Annotated in this window: 16 protein-coding genes, 1 pseudogene and 1 riboswitch; of the genes and pseudogenes, 7 read left to right on the forward strand and 10 right to left on the reverse strand. The window is 42.5% G+C overall.

Annotated elements, in window-relative coordinates; all coding sequences use genetic code 11:
- Positions 1-51 precede the first annotated feature (51 nt).
- From rlmH to IFO66_RS06115, 4 genes are all read left to right on the forward strand, one after another.
- Positions 52-531, forward strand: a complete 480-nt coding sequence (gene rlmH, locus IFO66_RS06105) for a 23S rRNA (pseudouridine(1915)-N(3))-methyltransferase RlmH (protein ID WP_028594558.1) — start codon at positions 52-54, stop codon at positions 529-531.
- Positions 532-665: 134 nt separating this feature from the next.
- Complete coding sequence (gene dinD / locus IFO66_RS23715; protein ID WP_337912574.1) at positions 666-1184, forward strand: DNA damage-inducible protein D; 519 nt, start codon at positions 666-668, stop codon at positions 1182-1184.
- Positions 1150-1500 (forward strand): hypothetical protein, encoded by a 351-nt coding sequence (locus tag IFO66_RS23720; protein ID WP_225445547.1) that lies wholly within the window; start codon positions 1150-1152, stop codon positions 1498-1500. Before dinD ends, IFO66_RS23720 begins: the two co-directional genes overlap by 35 nt.
- A gap of 460 nt (positions 1501-1960) precedes the next feature.
- Positions 1961-2166, forward strand: a riboswitch (cobalamin riboswitch).
- Positions 2167-2328: 162 nt separating this feature from the next.
- Complete coding sequence (locus IFO66_RS06115; RefSeq protein WP_192024301.1) at positions 2329-3270, forward strand: LysR family transcriptional regulator; 942 nt, start codon at positions 2329-2331, stop codon at positions 3268-3270.
- A gap of 20 nt (positions 3271-3290) precedes the next feature.
- Here the strand turns inward: IFO66_RS06115 and metE are convergent, their stop codons facing one another.
- A complete protein-coding gene (gene metE / locus IFO66_RS06120) occupies positions 3291-5561 on the reverse strand; it encodes a 5-methyltetrahydropteroyltriglutamate--homocysteine S-methyltransferase (protein WP_192024302.1) in 2271 nt (756 codons plus the stop codon).
- 298 nt (positions 5562-5859) lie between these two features.
- Between metE and IFO66_RS06125 the strand changes: the two genes are divergently transcribed.
- The gene (locus IFO66_RS06125; RefSeq protein ID WP_192024303.1) at positions 5860-7599 is read left to right on the forward strand and encodes an ABC-F family ATP-binding cassette domain-containing protein; all 1740 of its coding nucleotides are present in this window, start codon (positions 5860-5862) and stop codon (positions 7597-7599) included.
- Between the two features lie 173 nt (positions 7600-7772).
- On the opposite strand, the gene IFO66_RS06130 is transcribed toward IFO66_RS06125, so the two are convergent.
- On the reverse strand, positions 7773-9131 hold the full coding sequence (locus IFO66_RS06130) for an MFS transporter (RefSeq protein WP_192024304.1): 1359 nt from the start codon (positions 9129-9131) through the stop codon (positions 7773-7775).
- Positions 9132-9389: 258 nt separating this feature from the next.
- Here IFO66_RS06130 and IFO66_RS06135 point away from each other — a divergent pair, with 258 nt between their 5' ends.
- Both IFO66_RS06135 and IFO66_RS24195 read left to right on the forward strand, forming a co-directional pair.
- Positions 9390-9860, forward strand: coding sequence for an HAD family hydrolase (locus IFO66_RS06135; RefSeq protein ID WP_337912575.1), 471 nt, complete (start codon positions 9390-9392; stop codon positions 9858-9860).
- A 59-nt stretch (positions 9861-9919) separates the two neighbouring features.
- Positions 9920-11134: pseudogene (locus IFO66_RS24195) on the forward strand (hypothetical protein).
- 11 nt (positions 11135-11145) lie between these two features.
- Here the strand turns inward: IFO66_RS24195 and phnX are convergent.
- From phnX to IFO66_RS06175, 8 genes are all read right to left on the reverse strand, one after another.
- On the reverse strand, positions 11146-11967 hold the full coding sequence (gene phnX / locus IFO66_RS06145; RefSeq protein ID WP_192024306.1) for a phosphonoacetaldehyde hydrolase: 822 nt from the start codon (positions 11965-11967) through the stop codon (positions 11146-11148).
- A complete protein-coding gene (gene phnW, locus IFO66_RS06150; RefSeq protein ID WP_192024307.1) occupies positions 11967-13064 on the reverse strand; it encodes a 2-aminoethylphosphonate--pyruvate transaminase in 1098 nt (365 codons plus the stop codon). Before phnW ends, phnX begins: the two co-directional genes overlap by 1 nt.
- 12 nt (positions 13065-13076) lie before the next feature.
- Positions 13077-14075 carry an extracellular solute-binding protein gene (locus IFO66_RS23735; protein ID WP_225445550.1) on the reverse strand — a complete coding sequence of 333 codons (999 nt, stop codon included), beginning with the start codon at positions 14073-14075 and terminating at the stop codon, positions 13077-13079.
- 30 nt (positions 14076-14105) lie between these two features.
- On the reverse strand, positions 14106-15722 hold the full coding sequence (locus tag IFO66_RS23740) for an ABC transporter permease (protein ID WP_225445551.1): 1617 nt from the start codon (positions 15720-15722) through the stop codon (positions 14106-14108).
- Positions 15715-16467, reverse strand: a complete 753-nt coding sequence (locus tag IFO66_RS06160) for an ATP-binding cassette domain-containing protein (protein WP_192024648.1) — start codon at positions 16465-16467, stop codon at positions 15715-15717. The genes IFO66_RS23740 and IFO66_RS06160 overlap by 8 nt, the downstream gene beginning before the upstream one ends.
- Before the next feature lie 339 nt (positions 16468-16806).
- Positions 16807-17139, reverse strand: a complete 333-nt coding sequence (locus tag IFO66_RS06165; protein ID WP_192024308.1) for a DUF1904 family protein — start codon at positions 17137-17139, stop codon at positions 16807-16809.
- A gap of 547 nt (positions 17140-17686) precedes the next feature.
- The gene (locus IFO66_RS06170; protein WP_192024309.1) at positions 17687-17968 is read right to left on the reverse strand and encodes a helix-turn-helix domain-containing protein; all 282 of its coding nucleotides are present in this window, start codon (positions 17966-17968) and stop codon (positions 17687-17689) included.
- A 230-nt stretch (positions 17969-18198) separates the two neighbouring features.
- Complete coding sequence (locus IFO66_RS06175) at positions 18199-18564, reverse strand: type II toxin-antitoxin system RelE/ParE family toxin (RefSeq protein WP_192024310.1); 366 nt, start codon at positions 18562-18564, stop codon at positions 18199-18201.
- Positions 18565-18766 lie beyond the last annotated feature (202 nt).

Genomic DNA, 18766 nt, shown 5'->3' on the forward strand with positions numbered 1-18766 from the left:
GGCAAGCAGGACGGGATAATAGATTAGAGCAAAAGAATGGAGTACTTATAGATGTTGATTCAATTGATCAGTGTAGGGAAATTAAAAGAAAAGTACTTGGTGCAAGGGATAGCGGAGTACAGTAAACGATTAGCTCCCTATGTGAAGTTTCAAGTGACGGAGCTATCGGACGAACAGGCACCAGAGAAGATGAGCGATGCCGAGGTTGAACAGGTAAAGGATCGCGAAGGTGAGCGTATTCTAGCACAGGTGAAGCCAGATGCTCATGTTGTGGCGTTAGCAATAAATGGACAGCTGTGGTCCAGTGAGGATCTAGCAGCTCATATTGATAAGCTTGGCACATATGGAACGAGCCATGTTGTGTTTATTATTGGTGGCTCTAATGGGCTATCTGACGCTGTTCTACGTCGTGCACAGACGAAGCTGTCATTTGGTCGGATGACGTTGCCGCATCAGTTGATGCGTTTAGTGCTGGTAGAGCAGATTTATCGTGCGGTGAAGATTAATCGTGGGGAACCGTATCATAAGTGAGTGAGGTTTTCTGCTCAATGTCATTAATATTCTAAAATAGATGAATAATTTCTCCTTTAGTAAACAGCGTGGTATGTAAATCTATACTGCGCTGTTTTATAATATATTTATAGGAATATAAAGGAGGATTATTTGTGGGTGACATTGAAAAATATGGTGAGTCCACTTTTGAACAATATAAAAATATTAATGATTATGAGCAGGAGTTTTGGTACGCAAGAGATATACAACAAATTTTACAATATAAAGAATGGCGAAATTTTTTAAAGGTAATAGAAAAAGCAAAGATAGCTTGCGAATTGAGTAATCAAAATGTTTTAGACCATTTTGTTGACGTCAACAAAATGGTTCAACTCGGTTCTGGAGCAGAACGTAAAATAGAGGATATAGTACTTTCAAGATATGCTTGTTACTTAGTTGTACAAAATGCAGATTCATCTAAAGAAGTTGTAGCATTAGGTCAGACCTATTTTGCAGTTCAAACAAGAAAGCAAGAGCTTCAGGAAGAGTTTGATTCATTAAGTGAAGATAAGAAACGTTTAGCAATTCGAAATGAATTAAAAGAACATAATAAATCTTTAGCTGAAGCTGCGCAAAATGCTGGTGTTGAAACGCCTGTTGATTATAATATTTTTTCAAAATTACGGATATAAAGGTTTATATGGTGGTTTAGGGCAAAAAGAAATTCATACTAAAAGAGGCTTGAAAAAGAGTCATAAGATTTTGGATCATATGGGAAGCACTGAGCTTGCAGCTAATTTATTCAGAGCAACTCAAACAGATGAAAAGTTACGAAGAGAAAATATTTCTTCAAAATTAGAAGCTAATAAAACACATTTTGATGTAGGTGCAAAAGTTAGAAAAACAATTGAAGAATTAGGCGGAACAATGCCGGAGGATTTACCTACGCCTTCAAAAAGTATTAAGCAGATTGAGAAGCAACAACTTAAAGAACTAGATAATAAGTAGGGATTGAGCTTAGAGAAATTTTTAAAATTAAGATTTAGAAAGGGCACCTTTAATGGATATTAGAAATATTCAAGATATGAGGGAGCTTTTATTAGATTTAGAACGACGAGTAAAAATCGTTAGAAGTGCAAGAATAGAAGCTGCAAAGAGATATAGAAGCCAAGATGCCTACCCGATATTTGGGTTGTAAAACTTGCTTTTCTTTTTGAGAGAGCGATTATTTGCTGAGAAAAAAGTTCAAATATATGGTTAATCAACAGGCGTGATTACGATACAAGTTAGTAAATGGTGCTGCTATCAATGTAAATTGCCTCTATTGGGTTAGTAACTAGTCTATAAGCTTGGGTAAACTTGGAGCAATAGTTCTATTGACCAAGAGGCCAGCACCTCTTAGGTGGGTGGTAGTTCACTCTTCAATGTAATGTCGAGTAAGATGTAAATATAATAAAAATTCAACCTAATTGTATAAGCGAGAACAGGTGTCTGATCGGCGAGCATGCTTGTCGTTCTGACTTAAAAGGGAAGTTCGGTGCAATGCCGACGCGGTCCCGCCACTGTAACGGAGGAGCAGGCAGCTCAATCAGCCACTGATCTACATCGATCGGGAAGGTCGCTGCCGAGTGATGATTCCCAAGCCAGGAGACCTGCCAGTTCTTACAGCACTGCTGTACCTACGGGAGATAGGGAGGCGTTAGATGATCCATCATGATGTAAGATTATGAAGGCGTCTTTCCCTATGTATTTTTCAGAGGGAAGACGCCTTTTCTAGTTGTTAGAAGAAGGCTATCTAGAGAAACGACACTGGGGTTGTAGAAAAGGGGTATTCTAATGACCTTACAGCAATTGAAATATATTCTGACCATCGTTAGTTGCGGTTCCATAAGCGAAGCGGCAAAGAAGCTGTATATTTCTCAGCCGAGCTTGTCCAACGCGGTGAAAGAGATCGAGATGGAAGCTGGTATAGAGATTTTCCTTCGATCGTCCAAGGGAATCGTGCTATCAAGCGATGGAGCGGAGTTTTTATCTTACGCCAGGCAAGTCGTGGAGCAAGCGGAGCTGCTCGAGCAGCGGTACATGAATCGTAAACCTTCGAAGAAGCTGTTTTCGATCTCAACGCAGCATTACGCTTTCTCAGTCCAGGCTTTCGTCGGACTGCTGAAGGAGCTTAATGTGGATGAGTACGAGTGTACACTGCGCGAAACACGCACCTATGAGATTATCGAAGACGTACGGAATATGAAAAGTGAGCTCGGCATCATCTATATGAGCGAATTCAACCGAAAGGTGATTCAGAAAATATTAAAGGACAATGAGTTGCGATTTCATCCGTTATTCCAAGCGGAAGCGCACGTATTCATCAGTAAGGAGCATCCACTTGCATCCAAGTCGCTGCTGGACATCGAAGATTTGGATGACTTCCCGTGTTTGGCCTTTGAGCAAGGCGAATATAATTCCTTTTACTTTGCGGAGGAAATTCTCAGTACACGAACATACAAGAAAAAAATATTGGTCAGTGACCGCGCTACGCTATTCAACCTGCTGATCGGGCTTAACGGCTATACGATTAGCTCGGGCGTATTGAATAAGGATCTGAACGGGGAACAAATCAAATCTGTACGACTTCGTACGGATGAAAGCATTCAGGTTGGTTATATCGTGAATCAGAAGGCGAGTTTGAGTCAGTTGGCTACCGCCTATGTGATGAAGCTCAAAAACATCATTATGGATTTTGGCTACCCGATTATAAAACAAGAGGATGAACTCGACTGAGTCCATCCTCTTTTACATTATTACAACGTTGCTCTAACTTCTTTAGCTGCTTGTACAAGGTTTTTCAAGCTGGCCCACGTTTCCGTGACACCGCGTGTTTTAAGTCCGCAATCCGGGTTAACCCATAGCTTGGAGACTTCGATCTTGTCGAGCATGCGATCCAACCCTTGTTTAAGCTCATCCACGCTCGGAATTCGAGGCGAATGGATGTCATAGACGCCAGGACCGACTTCCGTACGGAAGCCGCATTCATTAAGAACGTCGATGAGGGCCAGATCCGAACGCGATGCTTCGAACGTAATGACATCGGCATCCATCGCATCGATATCGCGAATGATGTCGCTGAACTGGCTGTAGCACATATGGGTATGAATTTGCGTTTCGGCTTTAACACCACTGTGTACAAGTCTGAAGGCAGGAATTGCCCAGCTCAAGTATTCGCTTTGCCAGTCGGAATGGCGCAGTGGCAGCTTCTCTCTCAATGCAGCTTCGTCGATCTGGATAATTTCGATACCGTTCGCTTCCAGATCGAGTACTTCATCACGAATGGCAAGACCGATCTGAAGAGCGCTCTCCTTCAGGCTGATATCCTCACGAGGGAACGACCAGTTCAGAATCGTTACCGGACCTGTCAGCATACCTTTGACCAGTTTGTTGGTACGGCTCTTCGCGAACGCTGAGTATTCTACTGTCATCGGCTTGCTGCGGCTAATGTCGCCCCATACAACCGGCGGTTTTACGCAGCGTGTTCCGTAAGACTGAACCCAGGCGTTCTCTGTGAAAATAAAGCCATCCAAGCATTCGCCAAAGTATTCTACCATGTCATTGCGCTCGTATTCGCCGTGAACAATGACGTCAATTCCGATCTCTTCCTGTTGTGCGATACACTCCGCAATCCGGTCAAAGTTGAATTGCTTGTACTGTTCCTCAGTGATGTTGCCTTTCTTGAAGGCTGCGCGGTTTGCGCGGACTTCAGCCGTTTGCGGGAACGAGCCGATCGTCGTCGTAGGCAGCAGCGGTAGATTAAATTTAGCTTTCTGAATCGTTTCTCGCTCAGCAAACGCAGGCAATCTCGTGAAGTCGGCATCCGTCAGCGCAGCCACTCTCTTCTGTACCGAGTTGTCGTTCGTAAGGCGCGATGCGTTGAATAACTTCTCGTTCTCCGTATAAATAGCGGAGGCTTCTGGGCTCGCTTGCTCCAGAATCGATTTCAGATCAGCAAGTTCACGCAATTTCTCTTCCGCGAACGCGAAGTATTGCTTATTCGTCTCCGTCAGCTTCGTTTCATGCTTCAGTGAATAAGGAACGTGGAGCAGTGAGCAGGAAGTGCCTAGCACGACTTGGCTTGCATGCTTGCCAATCTCGCCAACGAGTGCAATCGTCTGTTTATATTGGTTCTTCCAGATGTTCTTACCGTTAAGTACGCCGGCGAACAGCACCTTGTCGCTTGCGAAGCCATGCTCACGCACGAGTTCCAAAGACTGCTTGCCTTCGACGAAGTCGATGCCAATTCCGTCAAACGGAAGTGCTTGGAGCGCCTGATAGCAGTCACGAACGTCTCCGAAATACGTTTGTGCAACAACTTTCACGCCGCCTTTAGCGGAGAGAATTCCGTTGTAAAGCTCCGTAAACAGCGAGATATCTTCCGCAGTCAAATCCGTTACCAATGCAGGCTCATCTAGTTGTAGCCATGCTGCACCAAGTGTGTTCAATTGGTTCAGGACAGCCGTATAAGCTTCGACAACTGCAGGCACGAAATCCTTAGCGTTTTTAGATCCAGTGAATCTTGCGAGCTTAAGCAGGGTAAATGCGCCAATTAGTACGGGTTTGGTTGTGATGCCGAGCTGTTTGGCTTCCGTAAATTCGTCGAACAACTTCGATCCAGCTACACGGATGCTTGTTGTATCGTCAATTTCGGGCACCATATAATGATAGTTTGTGTTGAACCATTTTTTCATCGCCAGTGCTTTCACGTCGCCTTTGTCGCCTTGATAGCCTCTCGCCATTGCGAAATACGTTTCCAGCGGGCTTAGGCCGAGTGCTTGGTATCTTTGCGGAACGATCCCAAGCAAGCAAGCGGTGTCGAGCAGTCCATCGTAAAAGGAAAAATCGTTGGATGGAATAAAGTCGACGCCATTTTCCTGCTGAAGCTTCCAGTTTGCCGATCTAAGCTGCGCCGCTGTTTGTTGCAGTTCTTCGACTGGAAGCACACCTTTGAAGTATTTTTCGGATGCGAATTTAAGCTCTCTAAGTCCGCCGACTCGCGGATAACCGATAATGGATGTTTTCAATTGTAGCAGCTCCTTACGTGATATGATTGGATAGATTATAAGGCGTGGAAGCGGATATCGGGAAACACAAAAAAACTATGCAAAGCTATAGTTTTTTTATATGGGCTAATTTCATGAAGGACTGCCATGAGGACAGGTAAGGAGGTAGCAAGAAATGTTGACCCCCAATGTATGGGATACAAAACGGATTGAAGTTGGTTGTAAACAGTGTTAATCTAAACAACGTTAAACGCTAATACTATACTCTACAATACAACTAAAAACAGTCACTATTTTAGTTATAAAGAAAGGTAATACGATGATAAAAGTTGAAAACTTATCCTTCTCATTTCCACAAAAAGAACTATATACAAACATTTCATTTACGCTTGAAGAGGGACAACATTGCGCCTTTATAGGAGCAAGTGGTAATGGGAAAAGTACATTAATCGATATACTGATGGATCCTGAAAAGCACATGTTCGAGGGCAAATTAGAAATAGAGCCGACGTGTACAATCGGGTACGTAAGTCAATTCCCTCAATTAGACGAAACGAAGGAAACAACCGTTTTTGAGTATATAGGGGAACCATTTATTAAGATACAAAATGAAATAACATCTATTTGTACCGAAATGGAAACATCAGCGGATATTGAGCCTTTACTCGAAAAGTATCAATTGGCTTTAGACGCATTTGATGCAATCGGCGGGGGAGATTTTGAAAGCAACATTAATAAGAAACTAAATCAAGCAAATCTTACGAAGCTTAAAGATCACAAGGTATCCGCCCTAAGTGGTGGAGAATTCAAACTTATTCAAGTGATAAAGGAAATGCTTAACAGTCCAGACGTCATCATTATGGACGAACCAGATGTATTTTTAGACTTTGAAAATTTAAATGCGCTTAAACACCTAATTAATTCCCATAAAGGAATCCTTCTAGTTGTTACGCACAACCGATATTTATTGAATCATTGTTTCAACAAAATGATTCACCTTGAAAACAAGGAAATCCAAGAGTTTGATGGGCGATATATCGAGTATAACTTCTCATTGCTTCAGACAAAAATAGAGCTACAAGAAATCGCAGTCGCTGAGCAAGAAGAAATTGAGAGATACGATGGCATTATCGATAATCTTAGAGCGATCGCAACGCATAATTCAGAAGCATCTAGAGGACGAGCGTTAAAAGCTAGAGTTAAGTTTCAAGAAAGATTGGAAGCGCGTAGAATTAAAGCGCCGTTTGTTGATATTAAGCAACCGAATATTAATTTTGATATTGAGAATGAAATGGAAGACACGGTGGTTGTAAAGGTCAATGATTATCGTGTTGCCTTTGACGAGTTGCTGTTAGACCATGTTAACTTTGAGATAAAGTCTACGGATAAAGTAGCCATTATTGGTGCAAACGGTACCGGGAAAACGACTTTACTGCGAGATATCTTTAAAAATATTCATGATTCCATTGAGATACATGCTGATGCAAAAGTGGCCTATTTATCTCAGATGCAAGGCGAAGTGCTAAATGATTCGAATACCATACTAGAAGAATTTATCGATGCCGGATTTAACACGTATGATGAGATTAGATCGTATATTTCGAACTATGGCTTTGAAGGAGAAATCGTTAATCAGAAGATAGGGTCTTTATCTGGTGGAGAAAAAAATATGCTTCAGTTGGCAAAAGTGTCTGCTAGTAAAGCCAATGTATTGCTGCTAGATGAACCGACAAGCCATTTAGACACGTATGCACAAATAGCACTAGAGAAAGCCATTGAGAGCTATAAAGGTGCGATTCTCATGATTTCTCATGATTTCTATTCGGTTGTAAATGGTATGGATTATGTGTTAATCATTGGCGATAAGACGATAAGAAAAATGAAAATGAAAAAATTCAAACAGATGATCTATGCGAGTCATTTTGATAAAGATTATTTAGAAATAGAACAAAATAAAAAGTCAGTTGAAATGAAAATAGAAATGGCTTTAAAAAATACTGATTTTGAACTTGCTAAAGTATTGGTGGATGAGCTAGAAGAGCTGATTAAGTTGCTTTAAATTTGATGATTAGGAAGAAGAAGCTTGAAGCCCGCAGTCTGCGTTCCTTGGGAACAGATGCTGGGTTTCGAGCTTCTTTTCGCTGATAAAAGGGTAGTAGATACGGAAACAGATCTCCGACCTCAATAGATTATAGCATCCCTCATTATTGTACATGTGGTAATGGTAATGGATTATTGGTTACAACTCGCCAAAGTTGGTTTCTTAGCTCCAACAAGACTTATAAGTAGTACTAGACTAGCTAGGGATACAACACCGCTTATCATAAATACGTTCTCAAAATCGTTATCGAATATAGTGAGGCATAATCCAGCAATTGTTGGCCCTAGCGTAGACCCTAGTGATCGGAACAAGCTGATATATCCAATCGCCGAACCTGTTTCCTTCACATCTACAACTTGAATAATTAGAATATTTAACGGTGCACCAATAACAATACCGATGCCAAATCCCATTAGTACAATTACAGGATAGAACAAGGCAAGTGTGTCTACTCCTGTACTTAGGCCGATTGCTGCCAGAAGTGTAATGAAAAAGCCTATAATGAGAACCTTCTTAGCTCCCAGTTTATCCACAAGTATTCCCCCGATTAGGGAGGCAATCATCGACGCGGCTGCGAGAGGAGCTACACTTATCCCTGCCCCCTCTTTATCGAGATTGAGAATGTTTTCTGCGAACAGAGGCATGAGGTTTGTTGCAGATGCCATTATAAAGCCAGAAATCATTGATGCTATAAGAAGAGTTAATGTATGCATCTTTGTAAAGTAAGTAATTTTCAAGATAGGGTCTGCATGCTTTCTTTCTACTTTTACTAGCAAGGGAACTAAAATGATGCCCAGAAAAACAATCCAAAAATTCATAATCGTAATCCCCAGCATGACTGCTAGAATAATTGTTGTTAGAACAAGGATCCCCATAATGTCGATTGGTTTCTTCACAATTTGCTGTTCCTGCTTCACCATGGAAATTAGAATCAAGATTATAAGGGAAATAGGAATGTTGATCCAGAACACCATTTGCCAGTCAAAATGAGACACAATTATACCGCCAATAACTGGTCCGAGGATGGTACCAACCCCGAAGATGACACCAATCAACCCCAAAATACGACCACGCATTTCAGTTGGGTAAGATGCAACAATTTGTGCACCTGTGATTGGGAAAATGCCTCCCGATCCTATTGCTTGAATGGCTCTACCGATCAGAAACACTGTAAAATTTGGAGCGATAGCGGCAATTAAGGAACCTATTGCAAACATTGTTATCCCGAACACAAACGTTTGTTTTCTACCGAAGCGATCTGATAATTTGCCGAGGAGAGGGATACTAACTGCGAATAATAGTGTATATACCGTAAAGCTCCAAACACCCCAAGATGTCTCCAATCCATAAGCTTCAATGATAGAGCTTAGTGCCGGACCCACAATCCCATGGTCCAGTGCACCCATAAATATACCAAGTAAAAATGTAAATGTAGTTGCTGCTCTGGGGAGTCCTTTTATAGATGTAGTAGTAGATTTTTGTAATTTCATGTTTTACACTCCTCTGTAATTAAAATCCACGCCCTTAATATACCCCCCCTCCCTATATTTAGTCAAGGGAAAATATACTAAAAAATTGTAGGAGGTTATGTGAGAAGGTTAGTTGCAACAAGACAGTGCTAAAAATTTCCGTTACGAACGGCCTGGTGAACCGTATCATAAGTAAGTGCAATTTTTTGATTGAGTAATAAGGAAACGCCATTGACTAATAGGGTAGATGTATCAACTAGAGATAAGGAGATGCTTGAAGTGGAAATTAATATACCCGGAAGAGGAATTATAAACATTAAAAATCTTGTACTAGACTATAACGGAACTATAGCCTGTGACGGTAAAGTTATTCCTTCAATAAAAGAAAAAATAGAGGCTATTCATAAAAAAGGCATACGAGTACATGTAGTAACGGCTGATACCCATGGTACTGCTAGAAATCAATGTGCTGACATGCCAATAGAAGTACAAATATTTGATCATTCAAATGCTGCACAATATAAAAAAGAAATTGTAGAAAAACTTGGAGCAGAACAATGCGCATGTATTGGAAATGGGTTTAATGATGGACAAATGTTTGAAGCTTGCAGCCTATCCATTATCGTGATCGGGGAAGAAGGTTGCTCCGCAAAATCTTTAATGAAAGCGGATATTGTATGTAAAAGCATTGAGGGAGCATTTGATCTGATATTGAAACCAAGTAGAATCATTGCAACGTTAAGGGGATAAATATTTTCAATAATAGCTAGCTTCCGAATGCACTGTCTGAACTAAAGATAGCAGAAAGGATGACAGAATTGCCAAATGATAACCAAGCTCAATCCTCGGCTTCTATTAGAGAAGCTGGTCGTTATCCCATCGACCTGACAGGCCCTCGTAGTCATATTCTAGTTACTCGGCCAGGTGTTGGTAGTTTATCCATTGGACCGTCACATTTGGGAAAGAAGGTAGACCTTCATGTTCCATCTGACGTCCGGATTAATTGGAGCGTGTTTGATGCCTTTGCCACGCCAGCGGGTTCACCCTGACCGCGATTTTTGTACTACACAGGCAGTGACACAGGTTTCTTCGAATGGGCTTATAAACGTCCCATTGAAGAGATGACGTGGGTTCCGATGCTGGTTGCAGATACGGTGGTGGATGGCAGTCAGTCCAGGCTTCATGGCTTGCATATCACGTTAGACTCATCCGTGGGTCGTCTGAGCTTGAAGCTCCCGGAGCGGCAGTGTCGCTTGAGCGTGTCTGGCGATCTATCACGCTTCTCAGCCACTGGTCATATGCCATCTTCTCTTATACTAGAACCACGTACCAGTCGACGTAGAGATGATACTCCATACATGCTACCTGAGCTGGGTGAGCTGCACCAGGTAACGTGCCTGACGTTACATAACAAACCATTGGGACAGCCCATCTCTCTGAAGTGTCTTAACCAGTTCCCCAACTTGAACTCATTGAGTTTGAAGGGGAATTTCTGTGATCTGGACTTGTTGGCTCGCCATGTCCAGTTAACGAATCTGGAGTTGCGCTTCATACCTGAATTGGGAGACTTGCCAACCTTGAACACTTGGCCAATACTTGATAGATTTATCGCTTACAATGTGGAAGAGAGCGCTGGGAAGCGCCTAAAACAGCAGATGAAAACCCGTGCTACAACCCGCCCGTGGACCGACTATGCTTCTGTGAGCCAATTGCGGAAGCCTGAGTGGTGGACGACCCAGTTCGGCCGCCCGTTCTCGTCGTGGCCTAAACGTCTAGCCAAGCTGGCTAATGAAGCTTACGACGCTGCACAGGAAACTTTGGCTCAAGCGCGCAGTTTGGCCGAAGCTGAGGCCGCCATTACTGCTTTCACCGTGCGCTTCAACACGCTTAAAGGTATTGAAACGACCGAACGAGATGACCTCGGTGAAGCGGTCTGGCAACTTAGTCAGTCTGACCACCAGCTTGGCCAGCCCATACCCGAGGAGCTGGCTCAACGTTGGTTCGATGCTGCGCGTGAATATTAATCAGATGAGAGCTATGTCAAGGAGCAGCCAGGTCTAAAGCCCTTCAATAATAAGCTGTTGATTTGCTCTATTAGTGCAGGTAGCTCACTCATCGTATGAATGGTAAAGTCTGCGCCGTGCTGAAGGAAAACTTCTTTTGTGTCTGCAATTATTTTTTCTTGTTCGGACGGCGCAAGGCTTTCGAATTGTTCTTGGTGAAGCCCCATTTCGGAGCTTCCAATTACAACACCGACAGACCATACACCTGCATTTACGCCTTCTTTAATATCGGATGTCGTATCGCCAACCTTTACGATGCCCCAAGCTGCGGACAGCTTCAACTGCTCCATGTTGCGATAGATCATGTAAGGGTACGGTCTTCCGCAGGAATGAGTATCATCTGGCGTAACATAACTATCGGGACTATATCCTTTTTGACGAGCATTCGAAACGACAACATCCATCATGGTGTTGGTATAGCCTGTTGTAGAACCAATTTTTAATCCTTGAGACCTCAGCTTGTCTACTGTTTCGATTACACCGGGAATGGGGTCTGTATATTGAGACAAACAGTCCATGAGAGCCGGTTCGAACTCGGCATAAAGCTTTTCCACATCTTGTTCTTCAAACGGACGTCCGTACTTATCTTCCCACAGTCCTGATAGCCTCGGCATGGAGAGCATTGCACGTATATGGTCGATCTTCAACATTCCCATGGGCGCTCTTGCTTCATCCATCGTAACGTCAATTCCGGCATTTTTAAAAATTGTGACAAACACATTGACGGGGGCGAAGCATCCGTAATCGACAGTCGTTCCCGCCCAATCTAAAATAACTCCTTCAACTTTGTTCATTATGCGATCACTCCCACTCCCATATATTCTTCAATAATTGTGCAAAGTTGCTCAATGTCCTCGTAATCAATTTCTCCAATATTACCGATTCGGAACGTATCCACGTCAGTTAATTTGCCAGGATAAATAACAAAGCCTCTTGCTTTTGTGTAAGCATAGAAATGCGGGAAGCTGAACGATTCATTCGGGAACAAAAAAGTAGTAATGATCGGCGATTGCTTGTCCGATGCAATATAAGCATGGATACCAAGCTGGGCAAGCCGCTCTCTAAGCAAGGCATTGTTGCCACGATAACGTATAAATCTTGCAGCAACGCCGCCTTCCTGCACTAATTCCTCCAAAGCTTTGGAGAAGGCCGCGACTACATGCGTCGGGGAAGTGAACCGCCATTTGCCGTCCTTGTCCATTCCCTGCCACTGATCATATAGGTCTAATGATAAGCTGCGTGCAATACCTTCGCAGGCTGTAAGCTTCTCTTTGTTAGCAATGACAAACCCGAAGCCCGGAACACCTTGAATACATTTGTTCGCGCTGCTAATCAAATAATCAATTCCAAGGCTGGGAACATCAATTTCGATACCGCCAAAGCTGCTCATGGCATCTATGATTAACGTTTTTCTATACGCAATGGAAAGCTTAGAAATCATATCGAGCGGGTTCAGTATCCCGGTTGTGGTCTCACAGTGAACCATAGCGATATGAGAAATACTTGGGTCGTTCTCCAAAATTGATCGTATGTCGCTTTCGTTAGGCTGCTCATCAAAGTTGACGCGGTATTCGGTGTGCTGTAGGCCGATGCAAGCGGCTATTTGCACGATGCGTTCACCATAAGCGCCGTTCGTTACGATAAGCAATTTATCCTCATCTCTAATCGTGGACGTAAGGACAGATTCTACAGTAAACGTACCGCTTCCCTGCATAAGTACTGTTGTATACTTAACGGGGTCTGCTCCTGCTAAATTCAGCAGTTGAGATCTAATCTGTTGAGTCATCGATTTGTATTCATCATCCCATGTGCATCGATCAAGCAGCATTTCCTCTTTTACAGTACGTGTTGTGGTCAAAGGTCCGGGTGTTAATAGTTTGTAGCTGTTCATCACGTAAACCCCCTAGTTACCTGATTTGGATGTATTGAAAAATTGCTGATGCTCTTGGAGCAGTTCTACTGTGAGCGGCTTCGCAAAACCTTTCGGGTATGCAGGCTTGTCGACCTGATCGATGGTTTCTCCTTTATATAAGGCAACTGGATAGTTAACGATCAAATCTTTTCTTGCACCTTTGAGGATGGCCTCTGCCATTTTCATCGCAAGATCGGTAGTTTCATTGTCCTTGTTCACCACAGCAATGGACTCTGTCAATGAAAAATTGCCTTCAATAGGATCCACAAAGTCGATGGGAATACCCGTTGCTCTAGCAGCAACTGCTTGATGGCGAAGGCCAAAACCAGCGGCAACTTCCCCAGCCTGTATTTTCTTGAGCGGACCGGATCCGGAGCTCTCCAGATGAGGGCCGGCATTGGTAATGAGATCATGCAAGATAGCCTTGCCCGATTCCTCCCCATATTCGGAAATGATGGCTTGAATCAGCAGCCATCCTGTGGAGGAGTGCATAATGTCCGGAATGGAGACGAGACCTTTGAATTCTGGTTTTGTTAAATCCGCGATGGATGTGGGACGTGGAAGCCCTTTTTGTTCTAATAGTTCCGTATTCACAAAGGTTGTACCGGTAATTGATAATATAGGCGCATAAAAAGAAGGATGCTTATCAATTGCGTCCGTTTCAAATGATAGTTGTTTAAACATATCGTGTTTATTTTGCGAGCTTTCAATAAAATAGGAGCTCATCGTAATTAAATCTGCTTCGATATTTTTACCTTCAGCGAGCAGTTTGCCACCCAGCTCTGAAGTTCCAAGCGAATGCAGTACATATTGACCTTCAAAGCCGCTATTCGTAAGTGATGTTTTCATCGCTTGAACGGCTTCTTCATCGCCGTTTGTATAGATAACTACTTTTTTGACGTCTGCCTCACTTTTGCCACAGCCTGTTGCAGCAATCGCTAGGCTTATCGTTAATAATGTGAGTAGTATACATTTCAACGTTTTTTTCATCGTAATTTGCTCCTTCGGATTAGGCATAAGTTAGTTCACAGTGCGCCGTTTTTGCAAATAATCGCATAAAAGCTTGATGATCAAATTTGTAAAAAAGATAAGCAAGGACATTACAAAAATCTCGTTAAATTTCCCAAAATGCTGGAGCTCCTTAATCTTGCTGGCTACAACGGACGTTTGAGCGGAGACCAGAAAAATAATGCCGCTGACCGTCACCATCGCGTTGATGAAAAAATAACTTGCCATTTCGATCACGGTAGAAGCCGAGTTGGGGAGAATAACCCGCCAAACGGTATTGAACCAGCTGTCACCGAGCAGTTCTCCGGTTGTTTCCCAAGATGGATTCATTCTAGACAGAGAGTTCTTGGCCATCAGGTACGGCGTTGTAAAGAAATGCATCATATTGCAAAGGACGAGAATTGCAAACGTTCCCTTTAGGCTGCTGCCGTTGAAAAGCAATAGGTACGAGATTCCGAGCACCATACCAGGCACCGTATTAGAAATCATTGAAACGATGTCTAGAGCAGACCTGCCCATTAGGGAAGTTCGTACATTTAGGATGGCTGCGCTATACGCGATCAGCGTTCCGAATAGGGCTGTCAGTAGCGCTACAAACAAGGAGTTTACATATACCCTCGTCAAGTCGCTCGATTGAAACGTGCTGATTACATGTTTTAACGTAAAAGTGAAATCATAAGGAAAGGCAGTTAGCCACGGTGCTAGGAACATCACAGCAAAGATGGACAACACCCCGAGAACGGTAACGATAGAGATGGTACCAAATGCTGCATCCCGGATACGATGACGGGGCAGCTCGGTATCCGCCAACTTGTCATAGTGAAAATTGAGCCGTTCGAGATGTTTAAGCAGCCAAATGCCAAACATCGCAGGAACTAGCATAAGGACGGCGATGACAGCACCTTGATTAAAGTCGGGAATAGAGCCAAGCATCACTTGATACAGCTGAGTCGCCACTACAGGGTAAGCTCCGCCTAACGAAGCAGGAATCCCGAAATCTGTAAAGCTGAGAATGAAGGAGAGCACGAAGGCTCCGCCTAGCGTCCCTATCAATGGACGAAGGATCGTGTTCGCAAAGCTGCGCAATGTCCCGTCGCCCATAAGTTTGGATACGATAATAAATTTTTTATCAATAGACTTAAAGGCGTTGTGAATTAGTAGAAATGCTGGCGGCAGTGTGTAGATGACATATCCGATCAGCAAACCGTTGAATCCATAAATATCGAATAGACTTCGTCCTGCAAGCTTCGTAAGCAATCCCTGATTCCCAAGCGAGTAAATAATCGCAAAGCCGTAGGTGATCGTCGGAAGCAGCATAGGAACGACAATGGCCGTTTTCAGCACGCTTTTCAGCGGTCTGTAAATATTGGTGCAGTGAATTGCATAGGCAAGCGTAAATCCCAGAATGGTAGATATGAAGGCCGCAGCAGCCGACACTTTCAAGCTGTTAAAGGACGCTTCTATCATATTCCGGTCCGACCATATCGACATGTAGTTGGCAACCGAAATCCCTTGTTCGTCCTCGAATGAACGAGCGAATAGAATCAGAAGCGGTAGAAACAGGAATGCTGTGAATAGTGAAAGAATGACTACAAAAATTACCCGCATTTCTGGTTTGACATTAGGCATACTGTTCTCCAAACAAGTTGTATATATTTTGTCTTTTGATGTGAAGCTGCTTAATAATAAATTGATCGACGAAGTCATTGCTAGGCTGATGCACAATTTCTTGGGGGGCACCAAATTGCGATATTTTCCCCTGATTAATAATAAGAATTTTGTCCGAAATCGTTAATGCTTCCTCTGGGTCATGCGTTACGATAATCGTCGTCAGCTTGAACTCCCGTGCAATGGACTGAATACGCTGCTTAATAGATTCTTTAATGACTCCATCTAGAGCGCTAAGTGGTTCGTCCAACAGCAAAATTTTCGGATTGGTGACGAGTGTTCGCGCCAATGCCACTCTTTGCTTCTGTCCGCCAGACAATTCCCCGATTTTTTTCTGTAGATGAGGTTTTAGTTCCAAAAATTCAATATATTCTTGAATCTGTTGAGGGCTCGCCGATTCTTTATTGTTGCGCTGACCATACACGATATTGTCATATGCGTTCAAATTCGGAAAAAGGGCATAATCCTGAAATACAATGTTGAAACCGCGTTTTCTCATAGGCACATGAGTCAAATCGGACTGATGAAATAGAATCTTTCCTTGATCCATTTGAGTCAACCCCAAAATGATGTTCAGCAGCGTAGTCTTTCCGCTTCCGCTTGGTCCTAGCAGCGATACAATTTCCCCTGTACCGATCTCGAAGCTAATATTATCGAGAACCGTTTTGCCATCAAAATGTTTGCTTATATTTTGTAATTTGAGAATATGACTCACCTCCTTGATCACAAGCCTAGTATAAAAGTGCTCTGTAAATTTTGTTCGAAGACTGAGTAAAACGTGCGTAAATTATGCTGTACTATTCATACCATTTGTAAATATTGCGAATGTTTCTGTGATATTATGGGTGAATTTATATAAAACCCTTATATTCAGGTGGTAATTTGGTAAGTGGTTGGTTGGGCTGGGAATATAGGCGGGTTTGCGAGAGCATTTTCAACTAATAGAATGGGGTGCCTGCTGAGAGGTTTTGTTTGTGAAAGGTAAAAACCCCTTCACCATTTTGGTAGAAGGGGCCATTTTCTATGACGGTATAAATTCCAACAGCTAGGACGTATAACGTCTTCCGTTCATATAAAAATTGTCCTCGCGTCCAACTCGGAAAGAAATCTCCAAATCCGGTATCCCGAGTGACCGGACATGTCTATCAATGGATTCGGCCATTTTATCACGAACTTCATCCCCACGTTCAAACCACCATACGTCAATGAAAGGGTACGAATCGGTATATTTTCCGTCAAATATAGCGGTCACGTGAAGGCACTCTAAGGTAAAATTATCTGTCCCACATTGGCATATTGCAGCCATCTCCTCCACCAGCGGTATGCTAATTGCACGTATACCCTCAGCTGGAATCCCTCTAAAAATTAATTGTGGCATGTAACATCCTCCTGTCGATATGACTTTAGCCTTTGTCCTTCTCTTATTGTATATGTACAAATCTGTGTGTGGCAATCGGAGACTTTGGGGGGACATGACCTTTTTGACCCATTCTGAAAATAAAAAGAAGACTCTTAGAAAAAAGGTTTTTGGTGCTAGGTCAGGATACTTTAACTTAAACTTCGTGAGAATTTTATCGGTCAGTCGCATAGCGCAGTTAAACGACGCCACCATCAATGTATTTGACGCTTCTGTTCTTAGAGAGTGTCTAAGGTTATGTGGAGCGAAGTTTAGGTAATGTTGTCTATTCTCCAGCAACAAAATATCAAGGTAACCATCATCACTCTACATAATAAACCTTTGAGACTCCTTTTCTATAAAAGGCACCCCTTATAGAGAGTAATTGGTTATTAACACCGGAATGTTTTCCCAATTTCTTCTATAAGGGGTGCTCTTCAGAGTGTAAGAAATATTTTCTTACCCGTATTTCGATACGACAACATGCTTAATATAACAATCCTAATATGATTAATCATCAAAGGTAAAATTAAGGTGTTGTGACTCTCTTTTGAAGCACAATCTCCAAATCCAGAGCATCCAAAATCTTAAGCAGAGTTTCAATATTATAATTTTCTCCGCTAGTCACCCGAATGATTTGAGGATGCTTCATTCCTACTTCATCCGCCAATTTTCTAATGGACAGGTTACGTTCTCCCAATTCATTTTTGATACAACGTGTAATCTCCATCTTAGGGATGGAAATCGAATAATATTCTCGGGGTACATCAATGAGATTTTGGAGATCGTGAACGATGATGTCTTTAGTCATAGTTGTCATCTCCTTTCAAACAAAAGTCGTGCTAATTCAGGTACCATTTTGAATAGAATAAACTCTTTTGCTAGATCTTTTTGATTTCAATTTCATACTAACCAATTCATCCTCCTTTATTTTGGGATTCTCAAAAATATTAATCTAAATAAATTTTCTGCCTTACTGTTCTTATTTTCGATACATTGGCTATTGGATTGTTTGGATCCAACCGTTGGAGAGAGAGGCTGTTACCAGCCCTCTCTCGCGGCGATCCGCGCAGCAGTATCCATGTCTTGTTTCCTGATAGCTTCGTCTTTTTTCAAGAAGAAATGAAGAATTGCGTATTCTGACCCCGCAACGTGTTTAAACAAAAACCGCCATTCCATCTTAGACTTTCCTTTAATCTTCAGTTCCCAGATCCCGTCACGCTTGGTGTTTGTGATTCTCTTGCCAAGATAGTTGTAATCCGTGCCGTAAGCATTCAAGTACGTGAAAGCCTCTACAATCTTGCGTTGGGCATTTTGGCAGATGTCTGGGTTCCGAGTCCACTTATCAAGGGCTTCCTCAGAGTAAACAAGGTTAGGAAATTGCTGGATTTGACGGTTTCCCATCATCACCAACTCCTCACCAATATTCGATTTATAAGTTCAAGTAAGCAGACTCATCTGCATACATATATGGTATCATATGTGTTACCAACATGTCAAACATAACCAATTAAATAATGTCTTCAACATAAAAACCACCATTTGGAGTTATTCAATCCACTATTAACCGACTTCTATTGTATTGGACTCAAGATATAACTACAAACTC

It is taken from the genome of Paenibacillus arenosi (genome assembly GCF_014841135.1).
In the GTDB taxonomy this organism is placed as follows: domain Bacteria; phylum Bacillota; class Bacilli; order Paenibacillales; family Paenibacillaceae; genus Paenibacillus_B; species Paenibacillus_B arenosi.

What these genes read in the sequence shown, in the direction of transcription:
- IFO66_RS23740 (WP_225445551.1), bottom strand. Translation starts at nt 15,722, where the DNA reads ATGCCTAATGTCAAACCAGAAATGCGGGTAATTTTTGTAGTCATTCTT.
- rlmH (WP_028594558.1), top strand. Translation starts at nt 52, where the DNA reads ATGTTGATTCAATTGATCAGTGTAGGGAAATTAAAAGAAAAGTACTTG.
- IFO66_RS06175 (WP_192024310.1), bottom strand. Translation starts at nt 18,564, where the DNA reads ATGATGGGAAACCGTCAAATCCAGCAATTTCCTAACCTTGTTTACTCT.
- IFO66_RS06115 (WP_192024301.1), top strand. Translation starts at nt 2,329, where the DNA reads ATGACCTTACAGCAATTGAAATATATTCTGACCATCGTTAGTTGCGGT.
- phnW (WP_192024307.1), bottom strand. Translation starts at nt 13,064, where the DNA reads ATGAACAGCTACAAACTATTAACACCCGGACCTTTGACCACAACACGT.
- IFO66_RS23735 (WP_225445550.1), bottom strand. Translation starts at nt 14,075, where the DNA reads ATGAAAAAAACGTTGAAATGTATACTACTCACATTATTAACGATAAGC.
- IFO66_RS06125 (WP_192024303.1), top strand. Translation starts at nt 5,860, where the DNA reads ATGATAAAAGTTGAAAACTTATCCTTCTCATTTCCACAAAAAGAACTA.
- IFO66_RS06170 (WP_192024309.1), bottom strand. Translation starts at nt 17,968, where the DNA reads ATGACTAAAGACATCATCGTTCACGATCTCCAAAATCTCATTGATGTA.
- phnX (WP_192024306.1), bottom strand. Translation starts at nt 11,967, where the DNA reads ATGAACAAAGTTGAAGGAGTTATTTTAGATTGGGCGGGAACGACTGTC.
- IFO66_RS06130 (WP_192024304.1), bottom strand. Translation starts at nt 9,131, where the DNA reads ATGAAATTACAAAAATCTACTACTACATCTATAAAAGGACTCCCCAGA.
- IFO66_RS06165 (WP_192024308.1), bottom strand. Translation starts at nt 17,139, where the DNA reads ATGCCACAATTAATTTTTAGAGGGATTCCAGCTGAGGGTATACGTGCA.